We start from the raw sequence: 17025 nt of genomic DNA, 5'->3' as shown, positions 1-17025 counted from the left end.
AGTTAAATAAAAAAACCTCTCAGCTAAGGAGAGGTTTTTTTACAACCAGCTCCTTATCTGTCAGCATAATGCTGCGAGAATTAGCACCGTGTCTACAATTGTAGATCGGTTGCCGGGCTTCGTCGGGCTCGTCCCTCCACCTGCTCTTGATAAGAAGTATTTAGAAATGTTTAAATTTTTAAGATAACTGAATTTTGTCAGATATTTTTCATGTTGTCAATGGCTTTTTGAAAATTTTTAATTTCTCAATTCGATTAATTGCTTCCCGCAATCGCTCCTCTGTATGCAGGAGCCCAACGCGAACATAACCTTCGCCGTGCTCACCGAAGCCAACACCTGGAGCAACTGCAACGTGTGCTTTTTCTAATAAAATATTAGAAAATTCCTCAGATGTATAGCCCTCTGGTACAGGAAGCCATGCAAAGAATGATCCTTTTGGAATATCAACATTCCAACCAATGGAATGACAAGCTTCTATAAGGACATTTCTTCGAGATTCGTAACTATTTACAAGGTCTATTACGCAAGACTGTGAACTTAATAGTGCTTCGCGGGCAGCATCTTGAACTGCACCAAAAATACTAACATACATATGATCTTGCAATAGGTTAATGGTTTCAATGACACTTTCATTCCCTACTGCAAAAGCAATACGCCAGCCAGCCATATTGAAAGTTTTCGATAGAGTGTAAATTTCAATTCCTGTATCTTTGGCACCATCTGCTTGCAAGAAACTAACAGGTTTTTGACCATCAAATCCGATAGCGCCGTAAGCGAAATCGTGAACAACTAATATATTATGTTTATTAGCAAAGTGAATGGTTTTATCAAAAAAATCTTTTGATGCAGTAGCACCGGTAGGGTTATTTGGATAGTTTAAAAACATTAACTTTGCTTGCTCAGCGATAGAGTCATCAATTTGTTTATAATCCGGTAAAAAATGATTTTCTGCAATAAGTGGCATGGTTTCAAAGTGTGCCTTTGCTAAGGCAACCCCGGATAAATAATCTGGATAGCCTGGATCCGGAACGAGAATCGTATCACCAGGATTTGTAAAACAAATCGGTAATTCTACTAGTCCAGCCTTTCCGCCAAACAAAATAGCAACTTCAGTTTTTGGGTTTAATTCGACGCCGTATTCACATTTATAGAATGTAGCTACGGCTTCCTTTAAGCTTTCATGTCCGCGAAATGGCGGATATTTATGATGAATGGTCTTTTCGGCAGCATCTTGTAAAGCTTTTACGATATGCTGCGGTGTTGGTTGATCTGGATTACCTTGACCTAGATTAATAACATCGTGACCAGCTGCAACGACTTTGTTAACTTTTGCAACAAGTGAAGCGAAAAATTGTGTTGGCAATGATGTTACTATCTCAGAAGGTTGAAATAATTTCATACTTTCCACCTCTTTTGAAAGTTGTTACAATTCTAGTGACAAATGATATAATCTTTCCAGTATTTTGTAAAGAGAAAAATAAGAATGGGGCTGAAAAAATGAAAGTCGCATGTATTCAAATGGATATTGTTTTTGGAGATGTAGAAAAAAATATTGAGAATGCTAAAAATAAAATAAGCGAAGCTATGAAGGAAAGGCCAGATGTTATCGTCTTACCAGAGTTATGGACAACAGGATATGATTTAACGAGACTTTCTGAAATTGCAGATAGGGATGGAGTGGAAACGAAAGAAAAGTTAATAGAATGGGCGAAGCAATATGATGTACATATTGTTGGTGGGTCCATAGCAAAGCAAACGGAGCAAGGCGTTACAAATACGATGTATGTTGTAAATAATGAAGGACAGCTAGTCAACGAATATAGTAAAGTACACTTATTTCAGCTTATGGATGAACATAAATATTTAATAGCTGGTAATAGTACGGGCGAATTTAAGCTAGATGATGTTGAATGTGCTGGAACAATTTGTTATGATATTCGTTTTCCAGAGTGGATGCGTGTCCATACTGCTAAAGGGGCAAAAGTATTATTTGTTGTAGCAGAATGGCCATTAGTTCGTTTAGCACATTGGCGTTTGCTATTGCAAGCAAGAGCGGTTGAAAATCAGTGTTATGTTGTTGCGTGTAATAGAGCAGGAAAGGATCCAAATAATGTATTTGCGGGTCATTCTTTAATTGTGGACCCTTGGGGTGAAGTTGTAGTAGAGGCGAATGAAGAGGAATCAATTTTATTTGGAGAGCTTGAATTCGAGAAAATTAAAGAAGTACGTAAAGGAATTCCAGTTTTTGCGGATCGCCGTCCAGAATTATACAAATAAAATGTTGACAAGTGATTTTTATTCTTGGTATAGTCTTCAACATAAAGTTAAAAATTCAAAAAATTATACAACTCTTATCAAGAGCAGGTGGAGGGATTTGGCCCGATGAAGCCCAGCAACCGACCGTAATACCATTGTGAAATGGGGCGTTTATTACGCCAAAAGGCACGGTGCTAATTCCAGCAGAAAGTAAAACTTTCTGGCAGATAAGAGGGGAGAAGATAAACTTCAAACCTCTTTCTTAGTGGAAAGAGGTTTTTCTATGTTAGAAAAACCTCTGAATTTAAAAAGGGGGAGAAGACGATGGGATATTATTCATTAACAGAAATAACAGCTGTACAATATGCGAAAGATCATGGCTATTTTGAAGCGAAGGCAAATGTCGTTTGTCATGAAATTGGAGACGGAAACTTAAATTACGTGTTCAAATTAGATGATGGAGAGAAATCAATTATAATAAAACAAGCACTGCCTTATGCGAAAGTAGTTGGTGAAAGCTGGCCATTGTCTATAAAAAGAGCAACGATTGAAAGCAAGGCACTGCAAATTTTTGCGCAGTATGTACCGGATTATGTTCCGGTAGTGTACAGTCATGATGAAGAGTTAGCGATAACGGTAATAGAAGACTTATCAAGACTAACAATTACAAGAAAAGGATTAATAGACGGAGAAGAATATCCGCTTTTATCCCAGCATATCGGCCGTTTTCTAGCACATGTTTTATTTTATACTTCAGATTTTGGTTTACAGTCAGAAGAGAAGAGGGTACTAGAAGGTACCTTTGTAAATCCGGACCTTTGTAAAATTACAGAGGATTTAGTGTTTACAGATCCGTTTGGACATTATGATACAAATGATTATGAGCCAGATTTACAGCTCGTGGTTGATGAACTTTGGAGTGATAAAACTTTAAAACTAAAAGTAGCACAATATAAATATAAGTTCTTAACAAGAAAAGAAACTCTTATTCATGGTGATTTACATACTGGTAGTATTTTTTCGTCACCTTCTGAAACGAAAGTGATTGATCCAGAATTTGCGACATATGGCCCATTTGGATTTGACATAGGTCAATTTATTGCAAATCTATTATTAAATGCTTTATCTAGAGAAGAAGAAAAAAGAAGTGTACTATTTTTCCATATAGAAAAGACGTGGAGTTATTTTGTAGAGACTTTTACAAAGTTATGGATTGGAGAAGGTGTAGAAGTATATACGAAAGAAAAACAATGGTTACCAATTATTTTGCAAAATATCTTTACTGATGCAGTTGGATTTGCCGGATGTGAACTGATTCGTAGAACAATTGGTTTAGCTCATGTAGCAGATTTAGATGAAATAGAAAATAAAGAAACAAGAATTCAAGCTAAGAAGCAAGCGCTATCCTTAGGTAAAGAACTAATAAAATATGAATCTAAAAGTGCAGATATTCAACTGTTTCGAACATTATTTCAACAGACAGTTTCAGGGGGCGTAAAAGCGTGAGTACAATTGTTACTGTTCCGAGATCTGTAAGCTGGAAAGGTGATGCAATTGCGGTATTAAATCAAACGAAATTGCCGCATAGCACAGAATACAAAACATTGACGACTATTGAAGAGGTTTGGAAAAGCATCGTAATGTTAGAAGTACGAGGAGCGCCTGCAATTGGAATTGTAGCTGCATTTGGCTTGGCGCTTGCATCAAAAAAATATAACACTGTACATATTGAAGAATTTCAAAAGAAGTTTAATAGAGATTGTAATTATTTAGGAACGTCACGCCCGACAGCAGTAAATTTATTTTGGGCAATTGATCGTATGAGAGAATCTATTCGAGAGATTACTACAATAAAAGAAGCACAAAAAACATTAGAAGAAGAAGCGCTTCGCATTCAGCAGGAAGATGAAGAGGTGTGCCGAAATATTGGGGAATATGCGTTAACATGTTTTAAAGATGGCGATAATATTTTAACAATCTGTAACGCTGGAAGTATCGCAACTGCCAGATATGGAACTGCATTAGCTCCCTTTTATATTGGAAAAGAGAAAGGTGTGCGTTTACATGCATATGCGTGTGAAACGAGACCAGTTTTACAAGGTGGTCGCTTAACGACCTGGGAATTGAAGCAAGCAAATATTGATGTGACCCTTATTACAGATAATACTGCAGCTCATGCTATTCAAACGAAAGAAATAAATGCAATTATTGTAGGGGCGGATCGAATTGTCGCAAATGGAGATACGGCAAATAAAATAGGGACAATGAATTTAGCTATTTTAGCAAAGCACTTTGATATCCCATTTTATGTTGCTGCGCCACTGTCAACATTTGATGTTAGGAAAGAAACTGGAGCCGAAATAATTATTGAAGAAAGAGATGAAACAGAAGTTACGAAAATCTTTGGAAAACAAGTAGCACCAATCGGAACGAATGTTTATAACCCTGCATTTGACGTAACACCGAACGAATTAATTACAGGAATTATTACTGAGAAAGGTATTATAAGCGGGGATTATAAACGAGAAATTGCATCATTATTTGAAAAACAGGCTAATACATAATAGCTTGTTTTTTTATGCCTAAATGCATTGTTTTCTCTTACTTATATAATGAAAGGAGGAGAAGAGGATGGAAGAGTGGATCAAGATGATAGGTAATGTAGGGTTTCCAATTGTTGTAACATTATATTTACTCCACCGTATTGAAAGTAAATTAGAGGGGGTAATTGTTGCAATTGAGAAGCTCCCGCGGCAATTACTAAAGTACGAAGATCCTCGCGATAAAAAATAAAGTTTGCTCTTCTTGAGCAAACTTTATTTTTTATTGAGCAGTATAGCCACCATCGATAACGACAGCTTGACCAGTTATACCTTTAGCTTTTTCACTCGCTAAAAACATAGCATAATCAGCGATTTCTTGTACTTGTAATAAGCGCTTTTGTGGGACGAGTGGATAAATAACATCTTCTAAAACATTTTCAAGTGGTACATTTCGTGTAGTAGCTAAGTCTTGTAGTTGATTACGTACAAGAGGGGTATCGACATAACCAGGGCAAAGGGCATTAACAGTAATACCATGCGTAGCACCTTCTAAAGCGGCAACTTTTGTTAATCCAATTACGCCATGTTTTGCACTATTGTAGGCAGCTTTTCCAGCAAACCCGACAAGGCCGTTAATAGAAGCGACATTAATAATACGACCATATTTTTGTTGTTTCATAATCGGAAAGGCATGCTTAATTGCGATAAACGGAGCAATTTGCATAATTTGAATTAGTAGCTCAAACTTTTCAGTTGGAAAGTCTTCAATGGGTGAAACGTGTTGCATTCCTGCGTTGTTAATTAATATATCTAATGAACCGAAATGACTAACTGTTTGAGAAATTGATGCTGTAATTTCCTCTTCAGATGTAACGTCACATTTTAAACCGATAGCTTGAAAACCTTCATTTTGTAATTGTTCAGCAGCTTCTTTCGCACGTTCTTCAAGACGATCAGTAATCACAACTTTTGCACCTTCTTTTGCAAAAGCACTTCCCATTTCATATCCAATACCACTCGCAGCACCTGTTAAAAAGACAACTCGATTTGTAACCATGATGAAAAACATCCCTTCATAATAAAGTTTTCATAGTGCTCTATTTAGAGAGGTTATAATGAAATTCCTGCAAACATTTGGAAAAAATATCGTTAGCTATCTTGTTTTGCAAAATAGTCTTTGCTATACTATTTTGTAAAGCAAGATACTTACGCTTATCTATCTTGTAAAACAAGATAGTAGGAGGATTTGAATTATGTCGACAAGTCAAATGTTGAAAGGGATTTTAGAAGGATGCTTACTTGCTATTATTTCTGAAGGCGAAATATACGGTTATGAAATGAGTGAAAAGCTAGCAAAGTATGGTTTTACAATGGCGAGTGAGGGAAGTATTTATCCGTTATTAATACGAATGCAAAAAGAAGGACTAATAACAAGCGTAATGAAGGAATCGCCATCTGGTCCAAAGAGAAAATATTATACATTAACAGAAAAAGGCGAGGAAGCACTTGATGAATTTATGGATCGCTGGGAAGCGATGCAAAGTAGTGTAGAACGTCTACTTGAAGGGAAGGGAAGGAGAAAATAATGTTATCAAGTGAAGCTCGAAAGTTTTTGTTAGATATGAGATTATTTTTGACGGCAAAGAGTGTGAAAGAAAGTGATATTGAAAACTTTTTAGAAGATGCAGAATTGCATTTAATAGAAGGTGAGAGTGAGGGGAAGCGTGTAGAAGATATTTTCGGAAGCTCACCGAAAGAATATGCAAATGAAATTGTAAAAGTGATGGAAAGAGATAGACAGGAAACGTGGAAGCAAATTGGTTTTACAGTAATGAATATCGTATCGTTTTGGATTATTGCTTCTATCTTAATAGTGAATAATGGAATGTTACAGATTTCACTTATGCAGTGTATCGGTTACAGTTTTTCATTGATTTTAGTTGTTATGGGTCCTAATTTTCTACTTCGCAAAATGGCCTTCGTCACAAGCTTTACAAAAACATGGTTTTCCATGTGGTCTTTAGTTATGATTGCTCCATTGTTTTTATTAGGAGCTGTTACGATATTAGATGTGATATATCCTACAAAAATGCTCACATTCACCGAAGTCCAAAGTTATATATTAGCTGGTGGGATTTTTATCATCACAGTAGCTATAAATATATATTTTGAAGGATGGTTTAAAAACTTATATTTAATCATTCCACTTTCTATTATGTTACTGTTTAAAACATTTACATCGGAAGATCTTATGCCAATGCTATTTCAAATTATATGTTTATACGGAAGTTTGTTTATTTTGATTTTCCTTGAAATTATGATGAAGACGAATAGAAGAGAAATGGTTAAATAAAGGGGGATTATCATGAAGATTTCTAAAGAAGGAGAAAAGTTTTTAATTGATACGAAAGTATATTTAATAACTAAGGGAATTAAAGAAGAAGATGTGGATGCTTTTCTAGAAGATGCAGAGCTTCATTTAATAGAAGGTGAAAAAAAGGGGAAGACGGTAAGGGACATATTTGGTGACTCACCAAAAGAGTATGCGGAAGAGTTAGCTAAAGAGATGGAGAAGGATAAAGGTGGGAGTATAAAAAGTGTCTTAGGAATGATAATTGGGATAGGCGGATATTGGTTACTTACAAATATTTTATTTGAAAGTTCTAATCATGAATTTGTATTAACGAATGTGCAGTTGATTGGATATCCAATTATATTAATGGTTACTGTTGCAGGCGTTATATTTGCTTTTAAAATGTCATCATTTAAGAGCAAAATAAAAGAATTTAGCATGATTTATGTAGCAGCTTTGCTACCAATTTTATTACTAGTACTATTAATGTTTATGAATAAATGGTACGGGACACCTGTATTGCAATTAACTACAATGCAAAGTTATATACTAGCTGGAATAATCTTATTAGTACTGCTAATTGGTGAAGCGTACATACTTGGATGGATTGGAATATTAGCTGTTATCATACCGTTATTAATTATGTTTGTATTTAAAGAATTAGGGAAGCAAAACCCATATTGGGGAATGTTAGAGACTTTACTTCTGTACGGAAGTTTATATGTATTAATGAGATGGTCTTTAAAAAATGAAGAGAAAAAAACTGTAAGCTAGTTTTATACTAATAGTGAAGTGAACGAACTGAATTTTTTATCAAGGGGGGAACGAATATGCAAAGTATATTTCTAGGTATATTGTCTATTGTGTTTTTAGGTTTAACGATTTTTGGGCTCTATACTACCTTTTCGAAAAAGGTACATGATGACTATTTCGATACTTTATTAGATGACACATCGGGTTATATTCTGTTCTTCGGTTTAATTGGAAAAGGGCTGCTCTGGATATACAAAAAATTATTTCCAAAGAAATATTATATAGGGATTTTTAGAGGGATTACATTTACATTTAGTTGTCTATTTTTATTTCTAGCAGCCGGGATTTGGTTTGTTGATTGGAACAAGTTGTTTTAAACAGTAACATGAAGGTTACTGTTTTTTTCTTTGTAGTAAAGAGCTTTGTAAAGAGAGCGCTTTTTGTTCTGTTGTTAATAAGGAATGAATATGAACGTTTTCTGGACGAGGGACTATCGGATACATAAGATTTGTTGGAGAAGGGTGGTGCTCCGAGCCGGTTGGAGAATGAGGATCTGCATGAGTAAGTTTTCCATGAATACGTCTTGTAAATAAAATATGACCGATTTCGTGAGCGAGCGTATATATATTTTTCATAGGGGCAGCCGAATTTGTTAAAACGATATAGCCAGTAAGTTGCTGTTGTTTTGCTAAAGAATAAGCGCAGGCAATTACTGCTGTTTCTTTGAAATAATCACTGCCAATATAACAAATATAAAGGTCGCATTCAGGAGCTTCATTTACACATGTTTGGAAAAAGGATGCCAACTTTTCTTGACTTTGAATGGAATTTTTATAACTGATTTCACGGTCAAAAAAACGGAAAAGTTCATTTAATACAATTACTTCTTGAATTTGAAATGTAATGGGGTGCCAAATTGATTCTGCAACAGCTAAATCTTTTGCGATGCGGTCATCAGAAATATCGGCGCCGGGAGTAATACAAATACATATATTGACGTATGGATCCATAAGGAACACCTCAAATGAAAAAAGTTCTTCCTATAATATATGTGGGAAAAAGATGTCATGTATGGATAAACGCCTTCTTTATTGAATATATAGATGACAAGTCGAAAAAATTTCATAGTTCTATAACATGGTGTGGTCGTCTTTTTGATATAGTAAAGGAAAGGGGGAGAATATATGTATACATTAAAAATCGTTTCAGACAGAGAAGCACTTTATCAATTTGCGAGTTATGTAAGAGTTGTACAAGGGGTTGAAGATGTATATGTAGAGGTGGGAGAACCTTTATATGAACATCCTTTAATGAAGTTTTATGTACATATTAAGCTGAAAGAAACATATGAGCAGCATAAAGCGTTACAGGAAATAGCGAGATTAGTAGAATTGGGTCGTTTTACATATGTCCATTATCGTAATGATGAAATTGAGGAAGCTTTTGAAGCTGTAAAATATGAAAGTTTTAAGAAATAAAGATGAAAAAACGGAGGCGAAAGCTTCCTTTTTTTCTTTAAAATTACATGAACAAAAAGAGAGAAATTTTGTTATGATAAGGGAGGTTAGGGAAAGGGGAATTTACATATGGGGTATATTGAAGAGTTACGCAAAGTCGTTGGTACAAGGCCGCTTATTCTCGTAGGATCAGCAATCATTATATTAAATGATAAACAAGAAGTATTGCTTCAATATCGTTCAGATACATATGATTGGGGTGTACCTGGCGGGGCGATGGAACTGGGTGAAACGACAGAAGAAACGGCACGTAGAGAGTTATTTGAGGAAACGGGGTTAACTGCAAAAATAATGCAATTTCTTGGTGTTCTATCAGGAAAAGAAGTATATTTCCGTTATCCGAATGGCGATGAAATTTTCAATGTCATTCATCTGTATCAGGCACATCATGTGAGCGGGGAATTAAAGCTCGATCATGAAGGGTTGAAACTTCAATATTTTCCAGTAGATAAGTTGCCAAAATTGAATGAAACGACAGAGAAAATTTTGCAAAAGTTTTTATATGCGCTGACAGAATAGAAGGTTAATTCTTCTATTTTTATTATATGAAATATTTTGATTTTTTAGTATGTTTATAGTATGATAGTTGTAGATATACATCTTATGGAATTTCACCTAAAAACTTACTAGGGTACATAAGAGAGGGGCAAGTACAAAATGCATAATGTTGTTATTACAGCTGCAGTTCGTTCGCCAATTGGAACTTTTGGAGGAGCGCTAAAAAATGTAACGCCAGTAGAATTAGCTGTTCCTGTACTTCAGGAAGCTGTAAAACGAGGCGGGGTAGAACCACATGAAGTTGATGAAGTAATTTTAGGTCATTGTATTCAAAGAACTGATGAAGCAAATACGGCGAGAACTGCTGCATTAGCGGCAGGATTTCCTGACACAGTTACGGGATATACAATCCAACGCCAATGTTCTTCAGGTATGCAAGCAATTATGTCAGCTGCAATGCAAATCCAATTAGGTGTAAGTGATGTGGTTGTTGCAGGTGGAGTAGAAGCGATGAGTTCGAGCCCTTATGCATTGAAACAGCACCGCTGGGGACAACGTCTACAGCACGGAGAAATTCGTGATACGGTGTGGGAAGTGTTAGAAGATCCGATTCACCATATTATGATGGGTGAAACAGCGGAAAATTTAGTTGAACAATATGAAATTACAAGAGAGGAACAAGATGAAGTTGCGCTTCGTAGTCATACACTAGCACTACAAGCAATCGAGTCTGGACACTTTGACAATCAAATTGTTCCTATTACAATAAAAGAACGTAGAAAAGAAGTAGTATTTTCGAAGGATGAGCATCCACGTGCAGATATTACAGCTGAGAAATTAGCTGGATTGAAGCCGGCATTCCGTAAAGATGGATCAGTAACTGCAGGGAACGCATCTGGTCTTAATGACGGGAGTGCAGTTCTAGTATTAATGAGCGAAGAAAAAGCGAAAGAAAAAGGTTTACAACCGTTAGCTAGAATTGTTGGATATTCAGTAGCTGGGGTAGATCCGAAAATTATGGGTATTGGACCAGCACCAGCAATTCGTAAAGGTTTAGAAAAAGTGGATTGGTCATTAGAAGATGCAGATTTACTTGAAATTAATGAAGCTTTCGCGGCTCAATATTTAGCTGTAGAGAAAGAGTTAGGTTTAGACCGTGAAAAAGTGAACGTAAACGGTAGTGGCGTAGGACTTGGGCATCCAATTGGTTGTACAGGGGCTCGTATTACGGTAAGTTTAATTCACGAATTAAAAAGACGTGGGTTAGAAAAAGGAATTGCCTCTTTATGCGTCGGTGGCGGTATCGGGGTTGCCTTATTTATAGAAGCACTATAAAAAAGAAGCAGCTATTGCTGCTTCTTTTTTTATGACTCAAATAGATGATGAAATAATCGATCACGATTTTCAAAGAAAAGTTTCGTCGTTTGGTAATGCTCAGTTTCTTCTAATGTGGATTCGTGAATCCCCTCTTGTGTTAAAGAGTATATAGTAGATTCAGGGTAAGCCATTAAAATAGGAGAATGCGTCGCAATAACAAATTGTGAACCTTGTTCAGCTAGTTCGTGCATTCGAATGAGCATGGAAAGTTGTCTCATCGGTGATAAAGCTGCCTCAGGCTCATCTAAAATGTATAAACCTTGTCCTGAAAAACGATTCATAAATAAGGAAAAGAATGATTCACCGTGAGATTGTTCGTGTAGTGAAACGCCGCCGTAAGATTTTATAGCATCTATTTCATCAATATAAGAAGCGACATTATAAAATGATTCAGCGCGAAGAAAGAAACCGTCGCTTGGTGTATTGAAACTTTTTGAAATTCGAAGGTATTCATGTAAAGATGAATGTGAATCGTTTGTGCTAAAGCGGAAATTCTTCGTTCCACCTTCTGCATTAAAACCTAACGCAATTGCAATTCCTTCAAGTAATGTTGATTTACCCGTTCCGTTTTCTCCAATAATGAATGTTACATTTGGATGGAAAGCTAGTGATTGTAATGTTCGGATAGCGGGTAAGCAGTAAGGATATGCGGAAAAACTAGGGATATTTTCTTTTTTTAATGTGACATTTTGTAAAAAGGGTACGTCAATCAATATATAAACCTCAATTCATAACGGATTTTGAATCTAAAAAGGCAGCAAATACAAGTGTTAATGACACCTGAATCCCTTCCTTATTTTCTGAATATTTTATGTGGATTATATCATTTAAACTATCATATTCCAATGTGAAAATAAATATTGCATGAAGATCTATTCTCTCGTTATGATAGATGGTATTCTATTGAAAATGTGAGAAGGAGTTAAAGTATGCCGTTTACATTTGCACATCCAGCAGCAGTTCTTCCTTTGGCGAAAAAGCATTCTAAATATATGTCAGTAACGGCTCTTATATTAGGTAGTATGGCGCCTGACTTTGAATATTTTTTACACTTTAGACCGTATGGTGTTATTGGGCATACGTGGCTTGGGTTCTTGTATTTAAATTTACCACTTGTCTTCTTGTTAGCATGTATATATCATTACGTTTTAAAAAAGCCTTTTATAACACATTTACCTAAACCATTTGCTGGCTACTATACATATGCAATAGACAAGAGATGGGGGCTTCATACATGGGAGGATCTTTTTGTATTTTGTTATTCAGCATTATTCGGTATGTTAACGCATGTTGTTTGGGATGCATTCACTCATAAGACAGGCTATTTTGTTATGAAAATACCATTATTGCAAAGAGAATGGTATGGTATCCCTGTTTATAAATATATGCAACATGGAAGTACATGTATTGGTTTTCTATTATTAGTATACGTTTTATGGAAGTATAGAAATGGAATTGGTAAAGATCTTATTTTAGCTTCGGAAAAAAGAAAGTATTGGATTTCAGTAATTGTTGTGGCAACTATTATATTTATCGTGCATGCGTTCCTAGATCCCTATTTTCATATTTTCCAAATTGGAGGTATAATAGTATCTGGACTGACAAGTTCATTTTGTGGACTTTTCATTGTTTCTATAGTTTACAAAGCAAGGGACTAATTTTATATTCATGAATGATAGTGTTAGGAGAAATGAAATGATGAAAGCATGGAAAAGTATTTTTGTTTTATGTAGTTTTCTTCTTATGTTAAGTGGTTGCTTCCATCAAGAAGAAAAGAAAGCTGAACCGAAGAAGAAAGAATCTATTCCTGAAACGAAAGAATATGGTGGGCGTGAGCTGAAAAAAGTAGGACAAAAAGTGAAAGAAACAGGATGGGGTACTTTCAAGTTAGAGCAGATGCACTCTGTGAATCAAACATTTGAAGTAGCGCCAATGAAAATTCACGTACAAGATGTGAAAGTAATCTCTTTATCACAGATGAGTGAAAAAGCAAAAAATACATTGAAAGTATACACGGCACTAACTCCTGAAGAAGTAAAACGTAGATTAGGGGATAAAGTAAGCCAAGAAGATGCAGAATTATATGCATCGCTAAGTGGAACAGAGATTAGTAATACAATTCGTTATGTTGAGATTACATATAAAGTGGAGAATAGCGGGAATAAAAATATGCAATTTTTCTCTATGAGTGATGTTATGATTAATGGTAAGCAACATTTTAAAGTAGCGACTCAAAACTTTTTATATGATGAAGATACGTTAGTTGGTACAAAAAATGTGTCAAGAGAAGACTATAAGCCTGGTGAAACAAGAGATGGTATTATTGGTTTAATACTTGACGATGGAAAAGACAAGGTAAAGGATATTCAGTTTACAACTGATGATTTACTTGCAGGAGATTCAGAAACACAAGATGTTGTAAAAGAGTCACAAACGTTTAATATCTCACTTTCGGAGTAAGGTGTTTTTAAAATAATGTAAGAAAAACAGTCAGCACTCAAATATTATGCTGACTGTTTTTTTATTTCTTTTATGTATGAATCTACATTTTGAAAAGGCACCTTAATTTTAAACGCATCTTTTTGTTCGTTAAATTGCTTTTCATTGTAGGGACCGAAACGTTTATTGTGCTTTACGTCAATAATCCAATAATGTTCACTTTTTTTATTTGCAATTGCTGCGTCAGGGTTATTTGGATCTGATTTTTCCTCAGTTTGTTTTGCAATAATGTATTTATCATCCCAAGCAATGTCTGTAATTTTTGCAGGGATGTATTGTGTGGCATATACAGCATCTTGCGAGGGGAAAAGTTCAAATGCATTTCCAGAAGTACGTATGAGTTCGTATTCATCGTTAACCGTATAAGTTAAGTGACTTGTGTTTCCTGCACAACCAGTTAATAGGAAGGCGACGAATAGGATTATCCATTTTTTCAATATGGGAACCTCCTTTATAATGCTATTGTAACAAATTGTACAAGAAAAGTAAGAGAAACGCTAGTTTACAATGTTTTTTAGAAGTGGTACGATGAGACGGGTAAAGAAGGATATGAAGGAGTCGACATAAAATGAAGTTAAAGATGCATCGTCCAGCGCTTGTAATGAATCGCATAGGTGCTTCCCTAATTGACATGTTTTTAATCTCGGTTATGTATGGTGCAGTAGTAGCTATTATGACCGGAAACTATAGTGCTATGTTTAAGCGCTTTAATATAAGCTTAGGTGATTTTAGATATGATTTCGCAGTAGTTTTCATATTAATGGCGATATATTTTATTGTGTTACCCTTTATTTGGAACGGTGTTACACTTGGCAAAAAGGTAACGAGAATAAAATTAATTTCATTGAAGAGTGAAAAGCTAACGTTGCAAACATTAATTATAAGATTTTTTGTAGTGTTATTACCGAACGTATTGCTATTAGGAATTCCATTAATATGTAACGTATATATGATGTTGTTCCGCAAAGATAATTGTGGTTTTCAGGATTTAATTACAAAAACGAAAGTAATAAGTCTTGTATAATAAAATAAAAAAAGACCTTTTTATATATAAAAAGGTCTTTTTGATTTTATAAGTCTATTTTGAATGTTTACAGTAAGGAAAAGCTAAAATGTGTCATTTTTATTTACAATAGATTGAAAATTAAGATAATGGTATAATAATTAAAAATAATATCTTTATCTCACCATTTGGGGCTGATTAAAGTTTTACTTTATATAATAAGGGGGAAGTTGAGATGACAGGAGGTAGCATAATTTTTTGGGGCATTCTCATTTTTATCGGTCTAGTTCTTGATCAGCGTAATAGTAAGAAAAAAGAAGGATAAAAAGTGAACGCTTACAAATTAAATAGCAATTTTTCTTGCTTGCAGAATAATCTCATAAAGGAGTATACTGAATGACGGTAAGACTTATAGAAGGGGTAATGAAAATGAAGCTTGCAGGAAAAGTTGCTATCGTAACTGGCGGTGGTATCGGTATTGGACGTAATACAGCTCTTTTGTTGGCTAAACAAGGCGCAAAAGTAATTGTGACGGACATTGATCAAGAAAGTGGACAAGCAACAGTGGAGGAAATTACGAATCTAGGCGGAGAAGCACTTTTTGTATTCTATGATATGGAAAAGCAAGGAGATTGGCAACGCGTTATTAGCATTACTTTGAATGCATTCAGTCGCATTGATATGCTTTTTCAAAATGCTGGTTTATATAAAATAGATTCTATTTTTTCTCGCCAACAAGAGAACGATTCCAATGTACTTTGTATTAATGACGTTTGGATAGAGATAAAACAATTAACGTCATCTTTTATGAAACAGCAAGAAGAAGTGGTGCTTAGTGATTTACCGATTTTCGGTATTATTGGCACGAAAGGACAATCATTTCATACAGTAGAAGCCCTAGTATAATAATGAAAACCGCCCTCAATATATGTGGACGGTTTTTTTGTATGTTATATAGAAGGAAATTTTTTTAGCGAATACGTTGTTCTGTTTGGCTGTCAAAGAAATGCGCTTTATTTAAATCAAATGCCAATTTAATTTGGTCTCCAGGTGAGAATATATGTCTTGCATCAACACGTGCTGCAAAATCTTGATTTCCAAGTTTCATATATAAAATAGATTCAGCACCTAACAATTCAGCAACTTCAATTTTTGTTGTGAAAGTAGTAGATTGTGAAGCTTCTAAAAATAGTAGTTCATCATGAATGTCCTCCGGGCGAATACCTAAAACAATTTCCTTATTTACATAGCCTTGTTCACGTAGCATCTTCATTTTTCCTTCAGATACTTTGATTTTTATGGCATTATCTATAACGAAATCGGTTTCAGTCAATTTACCACGGAAGAAGTTCATCGCTGGTGATCCGATAAATCCACCCACGAAAATGTTTTCTGGTGTTTCATATACTTCTTTTGGAGTTCCAATTTGTTGAATCTTTCCATCCTTCATAACGACAAGACGCGAAGCCATAGTCATTGCTTCTGTTTGGTCATGTGTTACATAAATTGTTGTTGTTCCAAGGCGATGATGTAGCTTAGAAATTTCTGAGCGCATTGCAACACGGAGTTTAGCATCTAAGTTTGATAATGGCTCGTCCATTAAGAAAACTTTTGCATCTCGAACGATTGCTCTACCTAACGCAACACGTTGGCGTTGTCCACCTGATAATGCTTTCGGTTTTCTATCTAAATATTGTTCAAGCCCTAAAATTTTTGCTGCATCTTTCACACGACGATCGATCTCATCTTTTGGTATTTTTCGAAGTTTTAATCCAAATGCCATATTATCATATACACTCATATGTGGATAAAGAGCGTAGTTTTGGAAGACCATTGCGATATCTCGATCTTTTGGAGGAACATCATTCATTAGTTTACCATCAATTGAAAACTCGCCTTTTGAAATATCTTCGAGTCCAGCTACCATTCGTAATGTTGTAGATTTTCCGCATCCAGAAGGACCGACAAATACGATAAATTCTTTGTCTTGAATGTGTAAATTAAAATCAGTTACAGCTGTTACGTTATTATCATATATCTTATAAATGTTTTCTAATTTAAGTTCTGCCATGGTATTTCCCCCTAGAAATAATTATGCAAACGTTTTCTTTGAGTTCATTATAAACGAATAGATTCAAAAAATAAATAAAAAAATAAAACGTTTTCATATATTGGAGAGTTATTAGTGATTTTCGCATGTTTTCTTAGAAAAAGAACAATAAAAAT

Annotated in this window: 22 protein-coding genes and 2 riboswitches; of the genes, 16 read left to right on the top strand and 6 right to left on the bottom strand. The window is 35.1% G+C overall.

From position 1 onward, the window contains the following. Positions 1 to 50: 50 nt before the first annotated feature. A riboswitch (SAM riboswitch) is annotated at positions 51 to 156 on the bottom strand. Positions 157 to 208: 52 nt separating this feature from the next. Beyond that, positions 209 to 1399, bottom strand: a complete 1191-nt coding sequence (locus tag AC241_RS19960) for a pyridoxal phosphate-dependent aminotransferase (RefSeq protein WP_050844471.1) — start codon at positions 1397 to 1399, stop codon at positions 209 to 211. A gap of 14 nt (positions 1400 to 1413) precedes the next feature. Between AC241_RS19960 and AC241_RS19955 the strand changes: the two genes are divergently transcribed. The 4 genes from AC241_RS19955 (at position 1414) to AC241_RS19940 (ending at position 5049) form a co-directional block, all read left to right on the top strand. Then, positions 1414 to 2277, top strand: coding sequence for a carbon-nitrogen family hydrolase (locus AC241_RS19955; protein WP_016080413.1), 864 nt, complete (start codon positions 1414 to 1416; stop codon positions 2275 to 2277). A gap of 71 nt (positions 2278 to 2348) precedes the next feature. After that, positions 2349 to 2490, top strand: a riboswitch (SAM riboswitch). A gap of 90 nt (positions 2491 to 2580) precedes the next feature. Then, positions 2581 to 3762, top strand: coding sequence for an S-methyl-5-thioribose kinase (gene mtnK / locus AC241_RS19950; RefSeq protein WP_000542676.1), 1182 nt, complete (start codon positions 2581 to 2583; stop codon positions 3760 to 3762). Beyond that, positions 3759 to 4820 carry an S-methyl-5-thioribose-1-phosphate isomerase gene (gene mtnA, locus AC241_RS19945; RefSeq protein WP_000104611.1) on the top strand — a complete coding sequence of 354 codons (1062 nt, stop codon included), beginning with the start codon at positions 3759 to 3761 and terminating at the stop codon, positions 4818 to 4820. Before mtnK ends, mtnA begins: the two co-directional genes overlap by 4 nt. 67 nt (positions 4821 to 4887) lie before the next feature. Beyond that, positions 4888 to 5049, top strand: a complete 162-nt coding sequence (locus tag AC241_RS19940) for a YvrJ family protein (RefSeq protein ID WP_000393336.1) — start codon at positions 4888 to 4890, stop codon at positions 5047 to 5049. Positions 5050 to 5079: 30 nt separating this feature from the next. On the opposite strand, the gene AC241_RS19935 is transcribed toward AC241_RS19940, so the two are convergent. Then, positions 5080 to 5856 (bottom strand): 3-hydroxybutyrate dehydrogenase, encoded by a 777-nt coding sequence (locus AC241_RS19935; protein ID WP_016080416.1) that lies wholly within the window; start codon positions 5854 to 5856, stop codon positions 5080 to 5082. Between the two features lie 196 nt (positions 5857 to 6052). Between AC241_RS19935 and AC241_RS19930 the strand changes: the two genes are divergently transcribed. Genes AC241_RS19930 through AC241_RS19915 form a run of 4 tightly spaced genes read left to right on the top strand, consistent with a single transcriptional unit; the run spans position 6053 to position 8282 of the window. Further along, a complete protein-coding gene (locus tag AC241_RS19930) occupies positions 6053 to 6385 on the top strand; it encodes a PadR family transcriptional regulator (RefSeq protein ID WP_000107977.1) in 333 nt (110 codons plus the stop codon). After that, the gene (locus AC241_RS19925; RefSeq protein WP_050844470.1) at positions 6385 to 7152 is read left to right on the top strand and encodes a DUF1129 domain-containing protein; all 768 of its coding nucleotides are present in this window, start codon (positions 6385 to 6387) and stop codon (positions 7150 to 7152) included. The genes AC241_RS19930 and AC241_RS19925 overlap by 1 nt, the downstream gene beginning before the upstream one ends. A 12-nt stretch (positions 7153 to 7164) precedes the next feature. Continuing rightward, on the top strand, positions 7165 to 7926 hold the full coding sequence (locus AC241_RS19920; RefSeq protein WP_050844469.1) for a DUF1129 domain-containing protein: 762 nt from the start codon (positions 7165 to 7167) through the stop codon (positions 7924 to 7926). Between the two features lie 56 nt (positions 7927 to 7982). Further along, entirely contained in the window at positions 7983 to 8282 is a 300-nt protein-coding gene (locus AC241_RS19915; protein WP_050844468.1) for a hypothetical protein, read from the top strand. Between the two features lie 15 nt (positions 8283 to 8297). Here the strand turns inward: AC241_RS19915 and AC241_RS19910 are convergent, their stop codons facing one another. Continuing rightward, positions 8298 to 8915 carry an ImmA/IrrE family metallo-endopeptidase gene (locus AC241_RS19910; protein ID WP_000371606.1) on the bottom strand — a complete coding sequence of 206 codons (618 nt, stop codon included), beginning with the start codon at positions 8913 to 8915 and terminating at the stop codon, positions 8298 to 8300. Positions 8916 to 9089: 174 nt separating this feature from the next. On the opposite strand from AC241_RS19910, the gene AC241_RS19905 reads away from it, so the two are divergent. The 3 genes from AC241_RS19905 to AC241_RS19895 all read left to right on the top strand — a co-directional run bounded on the left by AC241_RS19905 (position 9090) and on the right by AC241_RS19895 (position 11255). After that, positions 9090 to 9383 (top strand): DUF3928 family protein, encoded by a 294-nt coding sequence (locus AC241_RS19905; protein WP_000288330.1) that lies wholly within the window; start codon positions 9090 to 9092, stop codon positions 9381 to 9383. 108 nt (positions 9384 to 9491) lie between these two features. Then, positions 9492 to 9941, top strand: coding sequence for an NUDIX hydrolase (locus tag AC241_RS19900; RefSeq protein ID WP_002005651.1), 450 nt, complete (start codon positions 9492 to 9494; stop codon positions 9939 to 9941). Between the two features lie 138 nt (positions 9942 to 10079). Next, positions 10080 to 11255 carry an acetyl-CoA C-acetyltransferase gene (locus AC241_RS19895; RefSeq protein WP_050844467.1) on the top strand — a complete coding sequence of 392 codons (1176 nt, stop codon included), beginning with the start codon at positions 10080 to 10082 and terminating at the stop codon, positions 11253 to 11255. A gap of 29 nt (positions 11256 to 11284) precedes the next feature. Here AC241_RS19895 and AC241_RS19890 read toward each other — a convergent pair whose 3' ends face one another. Next, positions 11285 to 12010: an AAA family ATPase gene (locus AC241_RS19890; RefSeq protein ID WP_000568005.1), complete on the bottom strand. Its 726-nt coding sequence runs from the start codon at positions 12008 to 12010 to the stop codon at positions 11285 to 11287. 216 nt (positions 12011 to 12226) lie between these two features. On the opposite strand from AC241_RS19890, the gene AC241_RS19885 reads away from it, so the two are divergent. After that, positions 12227 to 12955: a DUF4184 family protein gene (locus AC241_RS19885; protein ID WP_050844466.1), complete on the top strand. Its 729-nt coding sequence runs from the start codon at positions 12227 to 12229 to the stop codon at positions 12953 to 12955. 37 nt (positions 12956 to 12992) lie between these two features. Further along, positions 12993 to 13757, top strand: a complete 765-nt coding sequence (locus AC241_RS19880) for a hypothetical protein (protein WP_050844465.1) — start codon at positions 12993 to 12995, stop codon at positions 13755 to 13757. A gap of 44 nt (positions 13758 to 13801) precedes the next feature. On the opposite strand, the gene AC241_RS19875 is transcribed toward AC241_RS19880, so the two are convergent. Beyond that, complete coding sequence (locus AC241_RS19875; protein ID WP_000758789.1) at positions 13802 to 14233, bottom strand: DUF3997 domain-containing protein; 432 nt, start codon at positions 14231 to 14233, stop codon at positions 13802 to 13804. Between the two features lie 131 nt (positions 14234 to 14364). Here AC241_RS19875 and AC241_RS19870 point away from each other — a divergent pair, with 131 nt between their 5' ends. The 3 genes from AC241_RS19870 to AC241_RS19860 all read left to right on the top strand — a co-directional run bounded on the left by AC241_RS19870 (position 14365) and on the right by AC241_RS19860 (position 15705). Continuing rightward, the gene (locus AC241_RS19870; protein WP_000769081.1) at positions 14365 to 14820 is read left to right on the top strand and encodes an RDD family protein; all 456 of its coding nucleotides are present in this window, start codon (positions 14365 to 14367) and stop codon (positions 14818 to 14820) included. Positions 14821 to 15034: 214 nt separating this feature from the next. Next, complete coding sequence (locus AC241_RS19865; RefSeq protein ID WP_016080421.1) at positions 15035 to 15124, top strand: hypothetical protein; 90 nt, start codon at positions 15035 to 15037, stop codon at positions 15122 to 15124. Between the two features lie 71 nt (positions 15125 to 15195). Beyond that, on the top strand, positions 15196 to 15705 hold the full coding sequence (locus AC241_RS19860; RefSeq protein WP_000218413.1) for an SDR family NAD(P)-dependent oxidoreductase: 510 nt from the start codon (positions 15196 to 15198) through the stop codon (positions 15703 to 15705). Between the two features lie 64 nt (positions 15706 to 15769). Here the strand turns inward: AC241_RS19860 and AC241_RS19855 are convergent, their stop codons facing one another. After that, positions 15770 to 16870: an ABC transporter ATP-binding protein gene (locus AC241_RS19855; protein WP_016080422.1), complete on the bottom strand. Its 1101-nt coding sequence runs from the start codon at positions 16868 to 16870 to the stop codon at positions 15770 to 15772. Positions 16871 to 17025 lie beyond the last annotated feature (155 nt).

Origin of the sequence: Bacillus thuringiensis (genome assembly GCF_001182785.1) — a bacterium.
In the GTDB taxonomy this organism is placed as follows: domain Bacteria; phylum Bacillota; class Bacilli; order Bacillales; family Bacillaceae_G; genus Bacillus_A; species Bacillus_A thuringiensis_S.
The sequence above is the reverse complement of the archived record's forward strand: the minus strand, read 5'-3'. Positions and strand labels throughout refer to the sequence as shown.